This window comes from Cetobacterium sp. (assembly GCF_977044495.1).
This window is the reverse complement of the sequence record NZ_CDRRQU010000012.1, coordinates 25,580-44,031: the sequence shown is the minus strand read 5'-3', so window position 1 is coordinate 44,031 and position 18,452 is coordinate 25,580. Positions and strand designations below refer to the sequence as shown.

Sequence of the window (18,452 nt, the reverse complement as noted above, 5' to 3'; positions counted from 1 at the left end):
ATGAATATAAAAGAGGAAGAGCTAAAATATTTGAAGCTTTTAGCTAAAAATTTTCCAACAATTGCTGAAACAGCCACGGAGATAATAAATTTAGAAGCAATTTTGTCTTTACCAAAAGGAACAGAACATTTTATAAGTGATATACATGGAGAGTATGAAGCTTTTAATCATGTTTTAAAAAACTGTTCAGGTGTAATAAAAGAAAAAATAGAAAATATATTTATAAATTTACCAGAAAAGGAAAAAAATCAATTGGCAACAGTAATCTATTATCCCAAGGAAAAGATAGAGTTGATTCAATCTTTAGGTGAAGATATGGAAAAGTGGTATAAAAAAACTATACCGAGAATATTAAAAGTTTTGAAAGTAGTTTCCTCTAAGTATACAAGGTCAAAAGTGGGAAAAGCTATGACAAAAGAGTTTTCCTATATTATCCAGGAACTTTTATATGAGCGTGCTGAAGAGAAAAATAAAAAAGATTATATAGAGGGGATTATAAATACTATAATAGAGATAGGCAGAGGAAAAGAGTTTATAATAAACGTAAGTGTGCTTATTCAAAGATTGGTTGTAGATACATTGCATATAGTGGGAGATATTTATGATAGGGGAGCATATCCACATAAAATAATGGATAAACTTATGAAATATCATAATGTAGATATTCAATGGGGAAATCATGATATATTATGGGTAGGTGCAGCTTGTGGTCATGGAGCTTGTATAGCAAATGCTATTAGAATATCTCTTCGATATTCAAATAGAGAGATTTTGGAGGAAGGATATGGAATAAATTTATTACCTTTGGCAACTTTAGCTATGGAGTTTTATGCAAAGGATTTATGCGTTGAATTTAAACCAAAATCAAAAGATAAAAGCAGTGATGATGAATTGTTATCAAAAATGCACAAAGCTATTTCAATTATTCAATTCAAGTTGGAAGGTGAAGTGATAAAAAGAAATCCAACTTTTAATATGGAGGATAGGCTTTTACTACATAGGTTAGACGATTCACATTTAACTTTGAATAGAAATAACCTTTATGCTCTAAACGAAAGAGAAAAAGAAGTGGTGGATGGATTGATAAGAAGTTTTAAAAATAGTGAAAAACTTCAAGAACATATAAAATTTTTATTGGAAAAGGGAAGTATATATTTAAAAAGAAATTCGAATCTTCTGTTTCACGGATGTATACCATTAGATGAAAGAGGTGGCTTTAGAGAGGTGGATATTTTTGGAAAAAAATATGCTGGAAAGAGATTACTGGAAAGATGTGATCAACTTTGTAGAGAGGGATATTATGATGAAAATAGTATTCAAGGTAAAGATTTCATATGGTATCTCTGGTGTGGAAAAGATTCACCACTTTTTGGAAAAGATAGAATGAGAACTTTTGAAAGATATTTTTTCTTGGATAAAGATAGTCACAAAGAGAATTACGATTATTACTATGAATTTTTTGAAAATAAAGAGGTTGCGGATAGAATATTGAAAGAGTTTGGAATATTGGATGAATATTCCCATATAATAAATGGTCATGTTCCAGTAAAGGTCAGAAAAGGAGAAACTCCAATAAGAGCACAGGGGAAATTAATACTTATAGATGGAGGTTTTTCAAAAGCATATCAATCTACAACGGGGATAGCAGGTTATACATTGATATTCAACTCACATGGGAAGCGTTTAGTTTGTCATAAGCCTTTTGAAAATATTGGGGAGTCTGTAGAAAAATGTTTAGATTTTCAATCCACAACAGAGATTGTAGATAGTAAGAAAGAGAGATTGAAAGTAAGAGATACAGACGTGGGAAAAGAGCTAGAGAGCCAAGTAAAAGAGTTAAAGAAATTGTTGCACTGCTATAAAATGGGAATAATAAAAAGTGTATAAAAATAGGGAAGAGGATTAGCCTCTTCCCTATTTTACTTACTTAAAATGTTATTTAATTTTGTAACAAAATCTAATGGGTTTTCAAGAGTGAATCCCTCCACCAACAGTCCTTGGCTGTAAAGAATATCCGATAAATCTTTTAACTCAGCTTCGGAAGCATTTTGAAGTTTATTAAATAGAGGATGGTTTGGATTTATTTCTAAAACTTTCTCAGCTTTAACTCCTTCATTACCTGGGATTTGTGACAGAAGTTTTTCCATTTCTAAAGAAACTTCACCTTTAGATGAAAGGGAAACAGAACTATCCCCAAGTTCAGGATTTAATTTTATTTCAGTAACTTTATCTTTTAAAGTTTCTTTTATTTTAGCAAGAAGGGATTTATTTATTTCAGCAAGTTTTTTTAGCTCCTCCTTCTCTTTTTCAGTTTCAAAAGTAACTTCGTTGACTGATTTAAACGGTTTTTCTTGGAATGAATTCATAGCTTTTAAAGCAAATTCATCCGCTCCTTCTGTAAGATATAAAACTTCAAATCCTTTATTAAGAACGTTTAAAACTTTTGGCATTCTTTGAAGTATATCTATATTCTCTCCAACTGCATAGTAGATATCCTTTTGATCCTCTTTCATTCTTTCTACATACTCTTTTAAAGAGGTGTATTCTAAATTTTTAGAGCTTTTGAAAAGAAGAAGATTTTCTAATTTATCTTTGTTCAATCCAAAGTTTTCGTGAACACCAAATTTAATGTGTTTTCCAAAAACTTCCCAGAATTTAATGTATTTATCTCTATCAGTAGATAGCAATTTTTCAAATTCACTTATAATTTTTTTCTCTAAGTTTTTAGAGATAGCTTTTAGTTGATGAGTTTTTTGTAAAATTTCTCTTGATATATTAAGAGATAAATCATCTGTATCAACTAATCCTTTTATAAAGTTAAAATATTGTGGGATTAATTCTTCACATTTATCCATTATAAAAACATTTTTAGTATATAGTTGAAGTCCTCTTTTATACTCTCTTGTATAAAGATCATAAGGTGGGACTTGTGGTATAAATAGAATAGCATTGTATTCTAAATTTCCTTGAACATTAAAGTTAAAATGAAAAAGAGGGTCCTGCCAGTCATGATAAGTAGATTTATAAAACTCGTTATAATCCTCATCTTTTAATTCATCTTTTGGAGTTTTCCAAATAGGTTTAGTTGAGTTAATTCTTTCATTGTTTAACATTATTGGATATTTAACATAGTCAGAATATTTTTTAACAAGCCCTTTTATTTTATATTCATTTAGGAATTCTTTATCATCTTCCTCATCTTTTAGATATAAAGTGATAGAAGTTCCTCTTTCTGTTCTATCAATCTCTTCAATTTCATAACTTCCTTCACCAGTAGATGTCCATCTAACTCCTTTATCAGAGTATGGTGATTTAGTTTCTAATACAATTTTATCAGCGACCATAAATGCAGAATAAAATCCAACTCCAAATTGTCCGATTATATTTAAGTCATTATTTTTTTTAGCTTCTTCCAATGAATTCAAAAAAGCTTTTGATCCAGATTTAGCAATAGTTCCAATATTTTCTACAACTTCTTCAAAAGTCATACCTATTCCATGATCAGTGATAGTTAGAGTTTTTAACTCCTCATTAGGAACAATAGTTATGCAAAGTTCTTCAGAAGAATCTAAAATGTGAGTATCTGTAAGAGCTTTAAATTTTAATTTATCAGTGGCATCACTAGCGTTTGAGATAAGTTCTCTTAAAAAAATCTCCTTATGAGTGTAAATAGAGTGTACCATAAGATTTAAAAGTTCTTTAGTTTCAGCTTGAAATACTTTTGTTTCTTTTTTCATTGTATCCTCCCTTAAAAATAGCACTCCACATATATTGTGGCTAATAAAATATATATAACATAAATTGAGAAAAAATGTCAAGAGTTTATAAAGAAAAACTTGTATTTTATATTCATTTAGTATATAATCTTTATGTAATTAGTAAAGAATAAAAAAGGTTGGTATATAGATGATTTTTCAAAGAACAGAGCTGTTAATAGGTGTAGAAAATCTAAATAAGTTAAATAACTCTCATGTAGTTGTATTTGGAGTGGGAGGAGTGGGAGGATTCGTAGTGGAAGCCTTAGTTAGAGCAGGTGTTGGAGAGTTAACGGTTGTTGACTTTGATACAGTTGATATAACAAATCTCAATAGACAAATAATTGCTACTCAGAATAGTGTAGGGAGAGATAAAGTTGAACTAATAAAAGAAAGAGCTTTATCTATAAATCCAAATATTAAGATAACTGCTTATAAAGAAAAATTCTTTAAAGATAAAAGAGATATATTTTTTTCAGGTGACAAAAAATATAGTTATATTGTTGACGCAATAGATATTATCACAGCGAAACTAGATTTAATAACTATAGCAAAGGAGTTAAAAATTCCAATTATTTCGTCAATGGGAACTGGAAATAAAATAAATCCAACAATGTTAGAAGTGGCTGATATATCAAAGACATCTGTCTGCCCTTTAGCAAAGGTCATGAGATCGGAATTAAAAAAGAGACGAATTCAAAAGGTAAAGGTAGTTTTTTCAAAAGAGTTACCTATGAAACCTAGTAATTTAGAAAATAATAGAGAGAAACAGTGTAATGTAGGAAGCATATCTTTTGTACCATCCGTAGCAGGTTTAATAATAGCAAGTGAGGTAGTAAAGGATATAACAGGCTTAAAAAATTTAGGAGGAAATTGATTATGAAAAAAATAGGAATTTTTTATGGAACAACGTCAGGAATAACAGCTGGAATAGTTGATGAGATAGAGTTTTATTTAAGAGGAGAGGAGTACGAAGTCTTTGATGTAGCAAATGGGATTGATGAGATGGAGAATCTTGAAAATCTAATTTTAGTTTCACCAACTTATGGAGTTGGAGAGTTACAAAAAGATTGGGAAAATGTATACGACAAGTTAAAAAGTTTAGATTTTACTAATAAGATAGTAGGAATAGTAGGTGTGGGAAATCAATTTGCATTTGGTGAATCATATGCAGGGGCGATGAGAAAACTGTATGATGCAGTTATAGATAAAGGGGCAAAAGTTGTTGGATTTACTTCAACTGAAGGATATAGCTATGAAGAAACTGAATCAGTTATAGACAACAAGTTCGTAGGTCTTGCTTTAGATGAAAGTAATCAAGATAACGAAACACCTGATAGAATAAAAGCTTGGATAGAAGAGATTAAACCTCTATTCAATTAGGAAAAAATTATGAGAAAATATAAGACATTGAATCAAGAAGAGGTGAAGACTCTATTAAAAGAGGAAAAAACGGTACTTTTGGATGTTAGAACAGAGGATGAGTACTGGGAAGAATCGGTAGAAGATAGTTTAAACATACCACTTCATGAGTTAGAGGAAAGAATTATAGAGTTAGATAAGGAGAAAACTTATATAACTTTTTGTAGAAGTGGAGTTCGATCAAAAGCTGCAGCTTTAATTCTTCTGGAAGAGGGATTTACAAAAGTTTTTAATTCTCGAGATGGAATATTGACTTGGAAATAAAATTTGACAAATTTATTTTCATATGTTACTATAATGAAAATAAAAAATTAAAGGAGAGTTCTGATGAAAAAAAATCAAGTTATTTCAAATAATGTGAATAGACAACCCATCCCCCCTAGATAGGGATTTGTGTTTTAAGCATTAGTTTATGTTTAGATACAGGTCCATTTTGTGTTACGATTTTGGATCTGTATCTAAGGGGAAATAACTTTCAATAGAAGATTATTTTTATAGGATTCTTTTAATAAGGGTCACTTAGGTACAAAATTGTGCTTAGGTGACTCTTTTTTATTTTTATTAAAAATTTGGGAGGAGTATAAAATGATAGGAATAGAAACATTTATTACATTTGGAACATATTTGTTATTTTTAATAGGAGTAGGAATTTATTTTTATGGAAAGACTTCCAGTTCTGAGGAGTATTTGATAGGTGGTAGAGGAGTTGGCAGTTGGGTAACTGCACTATCGGCACAAGCTAGTGATATGAGTGGATGGTTATTAATGGGATTACCAGGGGCAGTATATCTTTCGGGATTTGGACAAATTTGGGTTGTAGTAGGTTTAACGGTGGGAACATATTTGAATTGGAAGTTTATAGCTCCAAAACTTAGAGTCGAAACTGAAATAGAAAATACAATGACTTTACCAACTTTTTTAGAAAAAAAATTAAAAGATGACAAAGGAACAATAAGGAAAGTTTTAGCTTTAGGAACACTGTTTTTCTTCACAATTTATTCATCTTCTGGGTTGGTCGCAGCAGGAAAACTATTTGAATCGATACTTGGAATCGATTATAAAGTTGCCGTTGTAGTGGGTACAGTGACAATAGTTATGTATACATTTATGGGGGGATATCTGGCTTCGTGTTGGACAGATTTTTTTCAAGGTGCTTTGATGTTTATAGCTATAATAGCGGTTCCTTTGGCTGCTTATTATAAAATTGGAGACATGGAAACAATTAAACAAGGAATTGAGTTAAAAGGAATTTCATTGGATATATTTAAACAGAATGGAGAAAGTATAGGAATTTTAGGAATATTATCTTCATTGGCATGGGGACTAGGGTACTTTGGACAGCCTCATATTTTAGTCAGATTTATGAGTATAAAGAATGTAAAAGAGTTAAAAAAATCTAGACGAATAGCCATGATATGGGTAATTATTTCTTTAGTTGGGGCAATAGCGATTGGACTTTTGGGAATTTCTCTTTTTAGAAATGTTACAGAATTGGGAGGGGATGCAGAAAAAATATTTATTTATATGATAAAAGAGCTATTTAATCCTTGGGTAGCGGGAGTTTTATTAGCTGCAATTCTATCTGCAATTATGTCAACAATAGATTCCCAGCTGTTAGTTTCATCAACTACCTTAACAGAAGACTTTTATAGATATATGAAAAAAGATGTTTCTGATAAAGAAATTATGTGGGTTGGAAGGCTGTGTGTAGTAGTGATAGCCTTGTTGGCACTACTATTTGCGCTAAATCAAAATGCTAAAGTATTATCATTGGTCGCTTATGCTTGGGGAGGGTTTGGAACAATATTTGGACCAGCAATAATATCGGTACTTTATTTTAAAAATGTGAATAATAAAAGTGTTCTGGCAGGAATTTTGGTTGGAATGTTTGTATTTTTAATGTGGAAAGTTTTGGGGTTAGACAGTTATATGTATGAACTATTACCAGGATTTTTTAGTAACTTAATCACAGTTTATATAGTAGAAAAAGTGATTTTTAAAAGTATAGTTAGTGTAGGGTGCAAAGTTACTTAGCACCCTTTTCTAAATTTAGTAGATGAGACTTTAGAGATAAGCCATAGGCATATCCAGTCAATTTGCCATTGGAGCCAATAACTCTATGGCAAGGAATAACTATGGGAATAGGATTTTTATTGTTTGCTAAACCTACCGCTCTGCACGCCTTAGGATTACCGATAGCGATAGCAATATCTTTGTATGTTTTAACTTCACCGTATGGAATATCGAGTAAAGCTTTCCAAACATTTTTTTGAAACTCTGTTCCAATGGGATTTATTTTAAAAGTAAATTCTTTACGACGTCCATTTAGAAATTCCAAAATCTCCTTAGAAGCTTGAGCTAAAGAGCTCGTAAGTTTAAAAGTTCTATTTGAAGTAGGATTATTGAGCTCAATCTTAATAATTTCATGATTTAATTCTTCGATTTTAAGTAAACCAAATGGAGTGTCAAAAATATAGAAAAAACCTGGAATAATATTTTTCATACAACTCTCCTCAAAAACTTTATTAAAATTGTACTAAAAAAATATAAATAAATCAAGGTTAATTTAAAATATATATTGTTCATTTATTGTTTAAAACTTTTAAAAATAAAGTATTTATAGTATAATAAGGCGTTATGGTTTTATAAATTAAAAGGGAATTAAGTGAGAAGCTTAAACGGTCACGCCACTGTAAAACGGACAAAAATAGATGAACCACTGGGAAACTGGGAAGGGCTATTGGAGGAGGAAGTTGAGTCAGGATACCTGCCATAAAATAAACTGCGAGTGACAGATTTGGGAGGATTAAATTAAATGGAAAAAAGATTTTATATTATTGGTTTACTTCTTGCATCTACTTTAACAATGGGACAAGAAAAGGTTATAAAGCTAGATGAGAGTGTTATAACAAGTGAGAATACGGAAACAACGGTGGCAAGTATACCTAGAAATGTAACTGTATTAACAGGCGAAGAGATAACACAAAGAGGAGCTAAAACAGTAGCAGAAGCTTTAAAATTGGTATCAAGTGTCATTGTAAAAGAGATGGGTGGGACAGACGCTGCTTTTGATGTAAGAGGTCAGGGGGCAACAGCAAAATCAAATGTTATAGTACTGGTTGATGGAGCACCAATTAATTCAATAGATTTATCTGGATATCAAACAAGTAATATACCAGTTAATAGTATTGAAAGGATTGAGGTGATACCTTCTGGAGGATCGGTTTTATATGGAGATGGAGCGGTTGGTGGAACAATCAATATTATAACAAAAGCACCAGAAGATAGGAAAAACTATGGAAGTTTGAATAGTGAGATAGGATCGTATGGATTAAAAAAACAGCAAGTTACATACGGTACTAAAATAGGAGAAAGATTTTTAGTAGAAGTAGATTATTTGAGAAGAGAAAAAGATGGATATAGAGACTATTCTAAAGATAATTTGGAAAGCTTTGGGTTTAGAAGCAGATATAAACTTGATGAAGGGGAGTTAAAAGTTAAATATAACTACTCAAAGAATGATTTTAAAGCGCCGGGAGCGTTAAACAAGGATGAAGTTAATGAGGATAGAACACACTCCAACCCAAATGCGTGGAGAATTGATGGAAAAACAGAGAAAAATAATTTTGTAGGAGATTATCTATATAACATAAATTCTGATTTAGAGTTCAAATTATTAGGAAGGTATGCTCATGAAAATTACTCTTCAAATGGAAGTAACTATAAGACAGAGGTTAAATATTTAAAACCACAACTTAAATACTCATATTTAGATGATAGCTATGTTGTATTTGGTGGAGATATTTATGAGGGAGAGACGAAAGATTTTGCTTATGGAAATGGAAAATCTGAAAAGAACTCTCTAGGTGGGTTTGTAGTAAATAGTTATACGATTGATAAGTTCAGATTTACTCAAGGATATAGAAAACAAGATATTGAATATAAAAGAGATACACTTACAACAAAGAAATTCAAAGAAGATGCGATAGAGCTTACAGGAAGTTATCTATATTCAGACTCAGGTTCTACATATATAAGTTATACAAAAGGATTTAGGGCGCCAAATACTGACGAGCTAAATTTTTGGGACGGAGAATTTAATCCTCAAAAGACAGAAACTTATGAAATTGGAATGAAAGATTTCTTAGGAAATACGTATATTTCAACTTCAGTGTTTTATATAGAAACAGAAAATGAAATTTTTTATGGAGCAAATAAAAATGATGAGTTTAATAAAAATAGGAATTTAGATGGAACAAGTAAAAGAAAAGGAGTTGAATTCTCTTTAGAGCACTATTTCGATAAATTGACAGTTTCAGAATCAATAACTTATATGAAAACGGAGTTTAAAGAGGGGAAAGATATTCCAGGTATTCCAAATATTAAAGGGGTTTTAAATTTTAACTATAGATTTAATGAGAAATTGAGTGTAAATAACTCTTGGGAATATTACGGAAAAGCTTATGATAGCAATGATGAAGCTAACGAAAGAGAAAAGATTGACAGTTACTTATTAAGTGGATTGACTTTTATGTATAATTTTCAAGATGGATTAGTTATAAATGCAGGAATTAATAATCTCTTTAATGAAAAATACTATGATTATGTAGGATACAGTAGTTACAGTAAAATTCGTAACTATTACCCAGCACCAGAAAGAAATTATTACATAGGTTTTAAATACAGTTTTTAATTAAGAAAATGCTCTTTTCAAGATATGGAAAGAGCATTTTTTATAAAAGAGGTGGACAATGTTAAGAAAAATATTTGTATTAAGTATAGTCGTATTTTCAGTGGGATATTCAAAGATATTTGTAGATGGCATTGGAAGAGAGGTTGAAATTTCTAAAAAAGTGGAGAGAGTAATTTCGACAGTTCCATCCAACACGGAGATAATAGTGGATATGGGATTAGTTAATATTTTGTTGGGAGTAGATATATATTCTGAGAAAATATCTAAAGAGTTAGAGGGAAAAGGAGTTTTGAACACAGATAGATTGAACGAAGAGAGAATAATTGATTTAATGCCAGATTTGGTTATAACCTCTCAACATAGTTTGTCTAAAGGGAAAGAGAGTCTAGAGGTATTTGATGAAATAGGAATTCCTATCTACGTGATGAAAACACCAAAATCTTTGGAGGAGGTCAAAAATTCGATAGATGAGATAGGAAGCCTTTTAAATGAAAATGAAAAAAGTGATATTTTAAAAAATAGATATGTAAAAGAGTTGGAGAAATTAGTAATACAGAATAAAATATCAAAAAAACGGGTATATTTTGAAATTTTAAATAATCCAATATACACAACTGGAAATAAAACATTTTTAAATGATGTCATTGAAAATGCTGGTGGACATAATATATTTGGAGATCAAGAGGGATGGATTTCACCAACTTTGGAATCTGTTATTGAAAAAAATCCTGAAGTTATACTTATTGGAGAGGATAGAAAGGAGATTGTTGAAGAGATAAAAAATAGAGCTGAATGGCAGGAGATAGATGCTGTAAAAAATGGGAGAATATATGTTATAGATGAGGGTATCAACAGACCATCACCAAGAGTTTTAAAATCTTTAAGACAGATAAAGGAAGTGCTTTCACAATGATAGGTTTTAGTTTTGTTCCAAAAAATGGAGAGGAAAAGAAATTTTTCAAGATATATGAAGCGTTAGAAAAAGAGGGAGTGACTGGGATAGAGACGATAATAGGAGATCATGTGCCCTTAGAAAGCTATGAAAAGTATCCTATAAAAGGAGTACATTTGCTATATTACCCTACTTGGTTAGAGTTTTGGAAAGAGGAGAGAGAGAAAGTTAGAGAAGATTTTTATAATGATGAGGGGGTATTAAACTATTATCGTTCTTTAAAAAAAAATATTTTACTTGAAACTTTTAAAAAGCAGTTTGAAGATGCAAAAAAAATAGGGGCGAAGTATTTAGTTTTTCATGTTTCACACGTGAGACCTAAGGATATTTTTACATTTGACTATGATTATACTTCTATGGAAGTATTGGATGAAACATCAAAAATAGTAAATGAAGTTTTTAAAGGAGAGGGACCATTACTCCTTTTTGAAAATCTACCATGGCCGGGGTTGACGCTTAAAGACTATGGATTAACAAAATATTTTTTTGAGAAAATTAAATATGAAAATAAAGGTTTTCTTTTGGATTTATCCCATATGATATGTACAGAAAAAAATATAAATAATTTTCAAGATGCAGACCGATATATTCTAAAAAAAATTAAAGAGTTGAGAGAACTAGGTAAATTTGTGTATGGTGTTCATATAAATGCAATAGATTTTATTAATTACTCAGAAAAAGATTTTTCTGATGAGATAGAGAGTTGGGAAAAAGGAGACAGGAAGGAAAAATTTAAAATTGAATGGAAACATATGAAAAAACTTGATCCTCATAAAATTTATAAAGGAAATTTAAAATCAATACTGAATGTATTGCCAAACTTAAAGTATATAAATTTAGAATTAAATTTTTCGTCTATTGACAATTTAGAAGAGGTTGTTAGAGAACAATTAAATTATGTAAAATAAATTTTTAAAAGATGAAAAATATGATATACTTTATAATATAGAGTGTTGAGATTTTCGTAGGAGGTTATATGACACAAGGAAATTTAGATATAGATAAAAATATAGATGAGATTGTAATAAAAGAGGAAGTTCAAGAAGAGATAGTATCAGATCCAAATAGATTGTACAATATATTGGGAGTGATGTTTGAAACTACTAAAAAGAGATACAGTTTTGAGATCGTAGATGAAGTGGAATACAAAAAGGGAGACAAGGTGATAGTGGACACTGTCAGAGGGAAAGAGATTGGGATTGTTTATGGTGGACCAATGCAACTTCCTGAAAGAGTATTAGTATTACCATTAAAACCAGTAATAAAAAAAGCTAGTGAAGAAGAAATTGATAAATATGAGGTTCTTCGAAAAGAGGCTAGAGAGGCATTTAAGATTTGTAAAGAAAGAATTAATCATCATAAATTACCTATGAAATTAATAGAGACAGAGTACACTTTTGACAAAACAAAGTTGATATTCTATTTTACAGCTGAAGGCAGAATTGATTTTAGAGATTTAGTAAAAGATTTAGCAAATATATTTAAGCTGAGAATAGAACTAAGGCAGATTGGTGTTAGGGATGAAGCAAGGATACTTGGGAATATAGGTGTATGTGGAAAAGAGTTATGTTGTAGAACATTTATAAATAAGTTTGATTCAGTATCGATAAAGATGGCTAGAGATCAAGGTTTAGTAATAAATCCAACGAAAATATCGGGTGTATGTGGAAGGTTACTTTGTTGTATCAACTACGAATATAAACAATATGAAGAGGCTTTAAGAATTTATCCTGCGGTAAATCAACTTGTTAAGACTCCAAAAGGAGATGGAAAAGTAACAAGTATAAGTCCATTGAATGGATTCTTATATGTAGATGTTGAAGGAAAAGGAATTATGAAAGTTTTTATTGACGAGATAAAGTTTAATAAAAAAGAAGCAAAAAAATTACAGAATGTTTTGTCGACAGAGGAGCTACAACATAAGGTTTTAGAAAAGGAGTAGTAAAAAAGAGATGATTTTTGAAAATGAAGATATAGCCACTATTTGTGAAGGGTACACTTTAATTCAGAAGAAAGAAGGATTCAGATTTGGAACTGACGCAGTTTTATTGGCTAATTTTTTCAATGGAAATAAAAACTCTAAGATATTGGAAATTGGAACAGGAAACGGTATAATTCCGGTATTATTATGTGCTAAAAATAAAGTATCAAAGATAAAAGCGGTTGAGATTCAAAAAGAAGTTGCAGATTTAGCTCTAAGAAATGTAAAAAGAAATGGATTAGAGGATAGAATAGAAATTATAAACATGGATGTAAAGGATATTCGAGAAGGAAATACCTATGATTATATAATTTCAAATCCCCCCTATATGGTTTTAGATGGCAAGGAGATTAATAGTCAAGATATAAAGAGTGTTGCAAGGCATGAAATAAAACTCAATTTAAAAGAGTTTATAGCAAATGCTAGAAGATTATTAAAACCGAGGGGCGAGCTCTTTATGGTACATAAAAGCTATAGATTTTTAGAAATTTCAGAAGAACTTATAAAAAATGGATTTTCTGTTAAAAGAGTTAAATTTGTTCATTATTCAAAGAATAAAGATTCTAGTATTGTTTTAATAGAGGCTAGCAAGGGGAGAAAAAACATATTAAAAATTGAGACTCCAATTTTTTTAAATGATAATTAGAGATACTTTAAGGGAGAGGAGTTACCTCTCCCTATTTTAATGGAGGTGTCACAAAGATGTTTAAATTAAATTCAAAATATAGTCCAACAGGAGATCAGCCAGAAGCTATAAAAAAATTGATTAGAGGGTTGGATGAAGGCATAAAGGATCAAACCTTGCTGGGGGTAACTGGATCAGGGAAAACTTTTACAATAGCTAATATTATAAAAGAGAGTGGTAGACCAGCATTGATATTAGCTCCTAATAAAACATTAGCGGCACAACTATTTTCCGAGTATAGAAGTTTTTTTCCAGAGAACGCAGTAGAATATTTTGTTTCGTATTATGATTATTATCAACCAGAGGCATACATAGCTACTACAGATACCTATATAGAGAAGGATTCTTCTATCAATGATGAAATAGATAAATTTAGAAATGCGGCAACAGCTGCTCTAATAAATAGAAAAGATGTCATAATTGTAGCTTCGGTATCCGCAATTTATGGACTTGGATCCCCAGAAACTTATAAGAATTTAACAATAGCAATAGATAAAAAAACAGGATACAGCAGAAAAAAATTGATATCAAAATTGATAGAATTACGATACGAGAGAAATGACATTGCTTTTGAAAGAGGAAAATTTAGGGTAAAAGGAGATGTTATAGATATATATCCATCATATATGGAAAATGGGTATAGGATCGAATTTTGGGGAGATGAAATTGAAGAAATTTCTGAGATTAACACATTGACAGGACAGAAATTAAAAAGAAATTTAGAAAGAATTGCGATATCTCCAGCGACTCATTATGTAACGGAAGAAGGGGAGCAGGAGAGAATTATAGAGGAGATAAGAAAAGATTTAAAAAAAGAGGTTAAAGATTTCGAAGAGATGGGGAAACTTTTAGAAGCACAAAGATTGAAACAAAGAACAGAATATGATTTAGAGATGATAAGAGAAGTGGGATATTGTAAAGGGATTGAAAATTATTCAAGATACTTAACTCATAAAAATCCGGGAGATAAACCAGATACATTGATGGACTATTTTCCTAAAGACTTTATTGTATATATAGATGAGTCGCATATTGGAGTTCCTCAAATAAGGGGGATGTACAATGGAGATAGGGCAAGAAAAACTGCTTTAGTTGAAAATGGTTTTAGATTAAAATCTGCTTTGGATAATAGACCTTTAACATTTGAAGAGTTTAGAGAGAATTGTGGTCAAACAATTTTTGTTTCGGCTACTCCTGGAGATTTTGAAATAGAAAAATCTGATGGACATATAGCGGAACAGCTCATTAGACCAACAGGAATCTTAGATCCCATTATAGAAGTTAGAGAAACTAAAAATCAAGTGGATGATCTTTTAGAAGAGATTAGAAAAAATGTCTTAAAAAAGGAAAGGGTTTTGATAACTACTTTAACTAAAAAAATGGCTGAGGAATTAACTGAATATTATATAACTTTAGGTGTTAAAGTAAAATATATGCACTCAGATATAGATACTTTAGAAAGAGTAGAGATTATAAGAGGTCTGAGAAAAGGTGAATTTGATGTTTTAATTGGAATAAACCTATTAAGAGAGGGGCTTGATATACCGGAAGTATCACTGGTGGCTATTTTAGAAGCAGATAAAGAGGGATTTTTGAGGAGCAAGAGATCTTTGGTACAGACCATAGGAAGAGCAGCTAGGAATGTGGATGGAAGAGTTATATTGTACGGTGATGTCATAACAGAGTCCATGGCATACGCAATGGAAGAAACAAAGAGAAGAAGAAAAAAACAAAGAGAATATAATTTATTAAATAGTATAGAGCCTAAAACAATTTTAAGAGAGATTTCGGAATCCGTATTCAATTGGGAGCTAGAGGAGGAAAAGTTAGTTGAAACTAAGCATTTCACTAGTAAAGAGGATATTGAAAAGGAGATAAAGAAATTAGTCAAGGAGATAAAGGTATTGTCTGAAGAGTTAAATTTTGAAGAGGCTATAGAAAAAAGAGATGAGATGAATAAGTTAAAATTGATGTTGTTAGAGATGTAGGAGTGAATGAACTATGGAAGAAAGAATTTATACTGTGACAGAGTTCAATCGGATGGTAAAGGGGTATATAGATGAAAACCCAAGTTTTCAAGAGTTTTTTTTAAAGGGGGAACTTTCAGGAGTGACCTATTACAAAAGTGGTCACCTGTATTTTACTTTAAAAGATAAACAGAGTCAGATAAAATGTGCGGCATTTAATTACAAATTTAAGAGAATAGCTGAAGATTTAAAAGAGGGAGATTCTGTAAAAATATTTGGTGATGTTGGTTTTTATGAGGTTAGAGGTGACTTTCAAATTTTAGTTCGCCACGTACAAAAGGAAGATAAACTTGGAGAGATGTTTGCAAAATTGGAGCAACTAAAGAAAGCTTTAGGGCAAGAGGGATTGTTTTCACCTCTGTTCAAAAAAGAGTTACCCAAATATCCAAAAGCAATAGGAGTGGTAACCGCATATACAGGAGCGGCATTTCATGATATAGTAAATACAACGAGAAAAAGATTTGAAAATATAGATATATATATATTTTCAGCTAAAGTTCAGGGAGTCGGAGCTAAAGAGGAGATTGTAAGAGGAATTGAGATTTTAAATAAAATACCAGAAATAGATATAATTATTGCTGGTAGAGGTGGAGGAAGTGTTGAGGACCTATGGGCTTTCAATGAAGAGGAGGTAGTAAGAGCATTTTTTCAAAGTAAAAAACCAATAATATCAGCTGTAGGTCATGAAATAGACAACCTACTTTCCGATTTAGCTGCAGATGTTAGAGCTGCCACTCCCACTCAAGCGATAGAGATATCTATACCGGTAAAAAAAGAGATAGAAAAGCAATTACTGGAAAAAGAAAAAAGATTGAAAGAAAGTATCAATAGATTAATACGGAAGAAAAAGGATGAAGTAATTCAATTACAGAATAATTATATCCTAAAAAATTTTTTTAAAACCATAGAGGAAAAAAATCAAATTTTAATTTTAAAAGAGGAAAAGTTGGAAAAGTGTATACAAAAAATACATAAAAATAAAAGTCATGTGTTAGAGGTATGTACAGAAAAAATAATTGCTTTAAACCCTTTAAATATTTTAAAAAGAGGTTATAGTATAACTAAAGTAGGAAATACTGTAATAAAAGAAAGTTCTCAGTTAAAGATTGGGGATTCGATTGAAACAATTGTAAAGAATGGAAAAATAATTAGTAAAGTAGAGGAGATTATCTAAAATGAAAAAGTTTATGGGAATGTTATTTCTTTTTCTTAGTTTAATAGCTTTAAGTGACCAAAGACCAGCATATATACAGAGTTTAGAAAGTCAAATTGCAAGAGAAGATGATAGAGATAAAGCAGCAGTTCTTTTGAAAGAGTATGAGAAGTATTTTAAAAGTTATATAAATTCTATAAGTGGAAATGAGAATCAAATTTTCTACTTAGGGGATCAATATTTTAGAAATAGAAAGTATGAAAGAGCAGCACAAATTTTTAGTAGTAACATAGATAGTTCTAGAAATCTGTTTGGAGCAGCAACAAGCTATAGGTTCATAGGAGATTATAACAAAGCAATTGATTTTTATAGTGTTGCAATTAGTGAGGAGCCAAGTATGAAGGAGGCTTACTTAGGAAGAGGTTTAGCATATAGGAATTTAGGTAGATACAACAAAGCGATAGACGATATACAAATATATATGAACTATTCCCCAAGTATAGAGGGATTTTTAGCTTTGGGAGATATCTATTTAGCTGAAAAGAAAACAGAAAAAGCGAGAGAAATTTTACAAGAGGGAAAAAGATTGTATCCACAGTCAAAAGAGATTAGCAATATGTTAACATCTACATATTCTAGATAAGAGAGGTGACAGATGGAGTGGTATCGATTAAAATTAATAGGTTTAAAAAGTAGTAAGATAAGAGCTTTAATGGCAAATAATAAACGTTATAAAGATATTTTTACTAATTTAGATAAATTTATAAACACATTAAATTTAACTATAGATGATACCCAGTTGATAGAAAAATCAAAGCAATGTGAAAGATACTTGGAGGTAATGGATTATTTGGAGCGAAATAGGATAGGGTTAATAAGTATCAATGATTATAGATATCCTGATAGTTTAAAAAATATAGCGAAGCCTCCTCTTTTTCTTTTTTATAAAGGAAATATAGAACTTTTAAGTAAAAATAAAATGATATCTATTGTAGGAACAAGAAGATCGACAAAATATGGAGAACTTTGTTGTGAAAGAGTAGTCAAAGATTTAGTGGATGGGGATGTAGTTATTATAAGTGGATTAGCTTTAGGAATAGATTCAGTGGTCCATAGAGAGGTGTTAAAATATAAGGGCAATACGATTGCCGTTTTAGGGTGTGGAATAGATATATATTATCCAAAAACTAATATTAAATTGAGAGATGAAATAGAGAAAAAGGGATTGTTAATATCGGAGTTTCCTCTGGGAACAATTCCAGCTCCTAAAAATTTTCCGATAAGAAATAGAATAATAGCTGGATTGGCTAGAGGAACAGTAGTGGTAGAAAGTTCTTTGAAAGGTGGGAGTTTAATAACTGCAAGTATATCTTTAGAAGAGGGGCGAGATGTCTATGCTTTTCCTGGAGATATAACATATCCACTATCACAGGGGTGCAATAAGTTAATAAAGTTATCTCAGGCAAAATTAATAGTGTCTGGTGAGGATATATTAGATGAATATAATTGGACCAAGATAAATGAAGAGGGAAAAAAATTAAACAGATTGATTGGAATAAAATTAAAAATATATAGTGTATTAAAAACGAAAATGCATTTAGAGGAGATAAGAAGAGAGGTTTCTTGTGAAACAAGTGAGTTATTGAGTAATTTAATGGAGTTAGAAATAGATGGTTATATCCAAAGTTTATCGGGAGGACACTATAGAAGACGTTTGTAAGTGGGAAACTTAGTCCCCTTGGTTGATTTTTTTATTAATTTCTAATATAATTAAGAGCGAATAA

At 30.6% G+C, this 18,452-nt stretch carries 16 protein-coding genes and 1 riboswitch; of the genes, 14 read left to right on the top strand and 2 right to left on the bottom strand.

The window, feature by feature from the left end:
- Positions 1 to 1,887, top strand: a complete 1,887-nt coding sequence (locus tag ACWI69_RS04505; protein WP_448820659.1) for a fructose-1,6-bisphosphatase — start codon at positions 1 to 3, stop codon at positions 1,885 to 1,887.
- 32 nt (positions 1,888 to 1,919) lie between these two features.
- On the opposite strand, the gene htpG is transcribed toward ACWI69_RS04505, so the two are convergent.
- Entirely contained in the window at positions 1,920 to 3,737 is a 1,818-nt protein-coding gene (gene htpG / locus ACWI69_RS04500; RefSeq protein WP_448820658.1) for a molecular chaperone HtpG, read from the bottom strand.
- A gap of 169 nt (positions 3,738 to 3,906) precedes the next feature.
- Here htpG and ACWI69_RS04495 point away from each other — a divergent pair, with 169 nt between their 5' ends.
- The 4 genes from ACWI69_RS04495 (at position 3,907) to putP (ending at position 7,211) form a co-directional block, all read left to right on the top strand.
- Positions 3,907 to 4,632 carry a tRNA threonylcarbamoyladenosine dehydratase gene (locus ACWI69_RS04495; protein ID WP_448820657.1) on the top strand — a complete coding sequence of 242 codons (726 nt, stop codon included), beginning with the start codon at positions 3,907 to 3,909 and terminating at the stop codon, positions 4,630 to 4,632.
- A 2-nt stretch (positions 4,633 to 4,634) separates the two neighbouring features.
- Positions 4,635 to 5,138: a flavodoxin gene (locus ACWI69_RS04490; RefSeq protein WP_448820656.1), complete on the top strand. Its 504-nt coding sequence runs from the start codon at positions 4,635 to 4,637 to the stop codon at positions 5,136 to 5,138.
- 9 nt (positions 5,139 to 5,147) lie between these two features.
- Complete coding sequence (locus ACWI69_RS04485; protein WP_448820655.1) at positions 5,148 to 5,441, top strand: rhodanese-like domain-containing protein; 294 nt, start codon at positions 5,148 to 5,150, stop codon at positions 5,439 to 5,441.
- Between the two features lie 321 nt (positions 5,442 to 5,762).
- Positions 5,763 to 7,211: a sodium/proline symporter PutP gene (putP, locus tag ACWI69_RS04480; RefSeq protein WP_448820654.1), complete on the top strand. Its 1,449-nt coding sequence runs from the start codon at positions 5,763 to 5,765 to the stop codon at positions 7,209 to 7,211.
- On the opposite strand, the gene ACWI69_RS04475 is transcribed toward putP, so the two are convergent.
- Positions 7,204 to 7,680, bottom strand: coding sequence for a methylated-DNA--[protein]-cysteine S-methyltransferase (locus ACWI69_RS04475; RefSeq protein ID WP_448820653.1), 477 nt, complete (start codon positions 7,678 to 7,680; stop codon positions 7,204 to 7,206). The genes putP and ACWI69_RS04475 overlap by 8 nt on opposite strands.
- Positions 7,681 to 7,798: 118 nt before the next feature.
- Positions 7,799 to 7,966: riboswitch (cobalamin riboswitch) on the top strand.
- A 26-nt stretch (positions 7,967 to 7,992) separates the two neighbouring features.
- Here ACWI69_RS04475 and ACWI69_RS04470 point away from each other — a divergent pair.
- The 9 genes from ACWI69_RS04470 to dprA all read left to right on the top strand — a co-directional run bounded on the left by ACWI69_RS04470 (position 7,993) and on the right by dprA (position 18,388).
- On the top strand, positions 7,993 to 9,870 hold the full coding sequence (locus tag ACWI69_RS04470) for a TonB-dependent receptor (RefSeq protein WP_448820652.1): 1,878 nt from the start codon (positions 7,993 to 7,995) through the stop codon (positions 9,868 to 9,870).
- Positions 9,871 to 9,928: 58 nt separating this feature from the next.
- Positions 9,929 to 10,783 (top strand): ABC transporter substrate-binding protein, encoded by an 855-nt coding sequence (locus ACWI69_RS04465; RefSeq protein WP_448820651.1) that lies wholly within the window; start codon positions 9,929 to 9,931, stop codon positions 10,781 to 10,783.
- Positions 10,780 to 11,730 carry a hypothetical protein gene (locus ACWI69_RS04460; RefSeq protein ID WP_448820650.1) on the top strand — a complete coding sequence of 317 codons (951 nt, stop codon included), beginning with the start codon at positions 10,780 to 10,782 and terminating at the stop codon, positions 11,728 to 11,730. The genes ACWI69_RS04465 and ACWI69_RS04460 overlap by 4 nt, the downstream gene beginning before the upstream one ends.
- A gap of 68 nt (positions 11,731 to 11,798) precedes the next feature.
- Complete coding sequence (locus tag ACWI69_RS04455; protein WP_448820649.1) at positions 11,799 to 12,764, top strand: PSP1 domain-containing protein; 966 nt, start codon at positions 11,799 to 11,801, stop codon at positions 12,762 to 12,764.
- A 10-nt stretch (positions 12,765 to 12,774) separates the two neighbouring features.
- Positions 12,775 to 13,449 carry a tRNA1(Val) (adenine(37)-N6)-methyltransferase gene (locus ACWI69_RS04450; protein ID WP_448820648.1) on the top strand — a complete coding sequence of 225 codons (675 nt, stop codon included), beginning with the start codon at positions 12,775 to 12,777 and terminating at the stop codon, positions 13,447 to 13,449.
- Between the two features lie 56 nt (positions 13,450 to 13,505).
- The gene (gene uvrB, locus ACWI69_RS04445) at positions 13,506 to 15,476 is read left to right on the top strand and encodes an excinuclease ABC subunit UvrB (protein ID WP_448820647.1); all 1,971 of its coding nucleotides are present in this window, start codon (positions 13,506 to 13,508) and stop codon (positions 15,474 to 15,476) included.
- Positions 15,477 to 15,489: 13 nt separating this feature from the next.
- A complete protein-coding gene (gene xseA / locus ACWI69_RS04440) occupies positions 15,490 to 16,689 on the top strand; it encodes an exodeoxyribonuclease VII large subunit (RefSeq protein ID WP_448820646.1) in 1,200 nt (399 codons plus the stop codon).
- A 1-nt stretch (position 16,690) separates the two neighbouring features.
- Positions 16,691 to 17,311, top strand: a complete 621-nt coding sequence (locus ACWI69_RS04435; protein ID WP_448820645.1) for a tetratricopeptide repeat protein — start codon at positions 16,691 to 16,693, stop codon at positions 17,309 to 17,311.
- Between the two features lie 12 nt (positions 17,312 to 17,323).
- Positions 17,324 to 18,388: a DNA-processing protein DprA gene (gene dprA / locus ACWI69_RS04430; RefSeq protein ID WP_448820644.1), complete on the top strand. Its 1,065-nt coding sequence runs from the start codon at positions 17,324 to 17,326 to the stop codon at positions 18,386 to 18,388.
- Positions 18,389 to 18,452 lie beyond the last annotated feature (64 nt).

Coding starts and splice junctions, on each gene's coding strand:
- ACWI69_RS04505 (WP_448820659.1), top strand. CDS start 1: ATGAATATAAAAGAGGAAGAGCTAAAATATTTGAAGCTTTTAGCTAAA.
- htpG (WP_448820658.1), bottom strand. CDS start 3,737: ATGAAAAAAGAAACAAAAGTATTTCAAGCTGAAACTAAAGAACTTTTA.
- ACWI69_RS04495 (WP_448820657.1), top strand. CDS start 3,907: ATGATTTTTCAAAGAACAGAGCTGTTAATAGGTGTAGAAAATCTAAAT.
- ACWI69_RS04490 (WP_448820656.1), top strand. CDS start 4,635: ATGAAAAAAATAGGAATTTTTTATGGAACAACGTCAGGAATAACAGCT.
- ACWI69_RS04485 (WP_448820655.1), top strand. CDS start 5,148: ATGAGAAAATATAAGACATTGAATCAAGAAGAGGTGAAGACTCTATTA.
- putP (WP_448820654.1), top strand. CDS start 5,763: ATGATAGGAATAGAAACATTTATTACATTTGGAACATATTTGTTATTT.
- ACWI69_RS04475 (WP_448820653.1), bottom strand. CDS start 7,680: ATGAAAAATATTATTCCAGGTTTTTTCTATATTTTTGACACTCCATTT.
- ACWI69_RS04470 (WP_448820652.1), top strand. CDS start 7,993: ATGGAAAAAAGATTTTATATTATTGGTTTACTTCTTGCATCTACTTTA.
- ACWI69_RS04465 (WP_448820651.1), top strand. CDS start 9,929: ATGTTAAGAAAAATATTTGTATTAAGTATAGTCGTATTTTCAGTGGGA.
- ACWI69_RS04460 (WP_448820650.1), top strand. CDS start 10,780: ATGATAGGTTTTAGTTTTGTTCCAAAAAATGGAGAGGAAAAGAAATTT.
- ACWI69_RS04455 (WP_448820649.1), top strand. CDS start 11,799: ATGACACAAGGAAATTTAGATATAGATAAAAATATAGATGAGATTGTA.
- ACWI69_RS04450 (WP_448820648.1), top strand. CDS start 12,775: ATGATTTTTGAAAATGAAGATATAGCCACTATTTGTGAAGGGTACACT.
- uvrB (WP_448820647.1), top strand. CDS start 13,506: ATGTTTAAATTAAATTCAAAATATAGTCCAACAGGAGATCAGCCAGAA.
- xseA (WP_448820646.1), top strand. CDS start 15,490: ATGGAAGAAAGAATTTATACTGTGACAGAGTTCAATCGGATGGTAAAG.
- ACWI69_RS04435 (WP_448820645.1), top strand. CDS start 16,691: ATGAAAAAGTTTATGGGAATGTTATTTCTTTTTCTTAGTTTAATAGCT.
- dprA (WP_448820644.1), top strand. CDS start 17,324: ATGGAGTGGTATCGATTAAAATTAATAGGTTTAAAAAGTAGTAAGATA.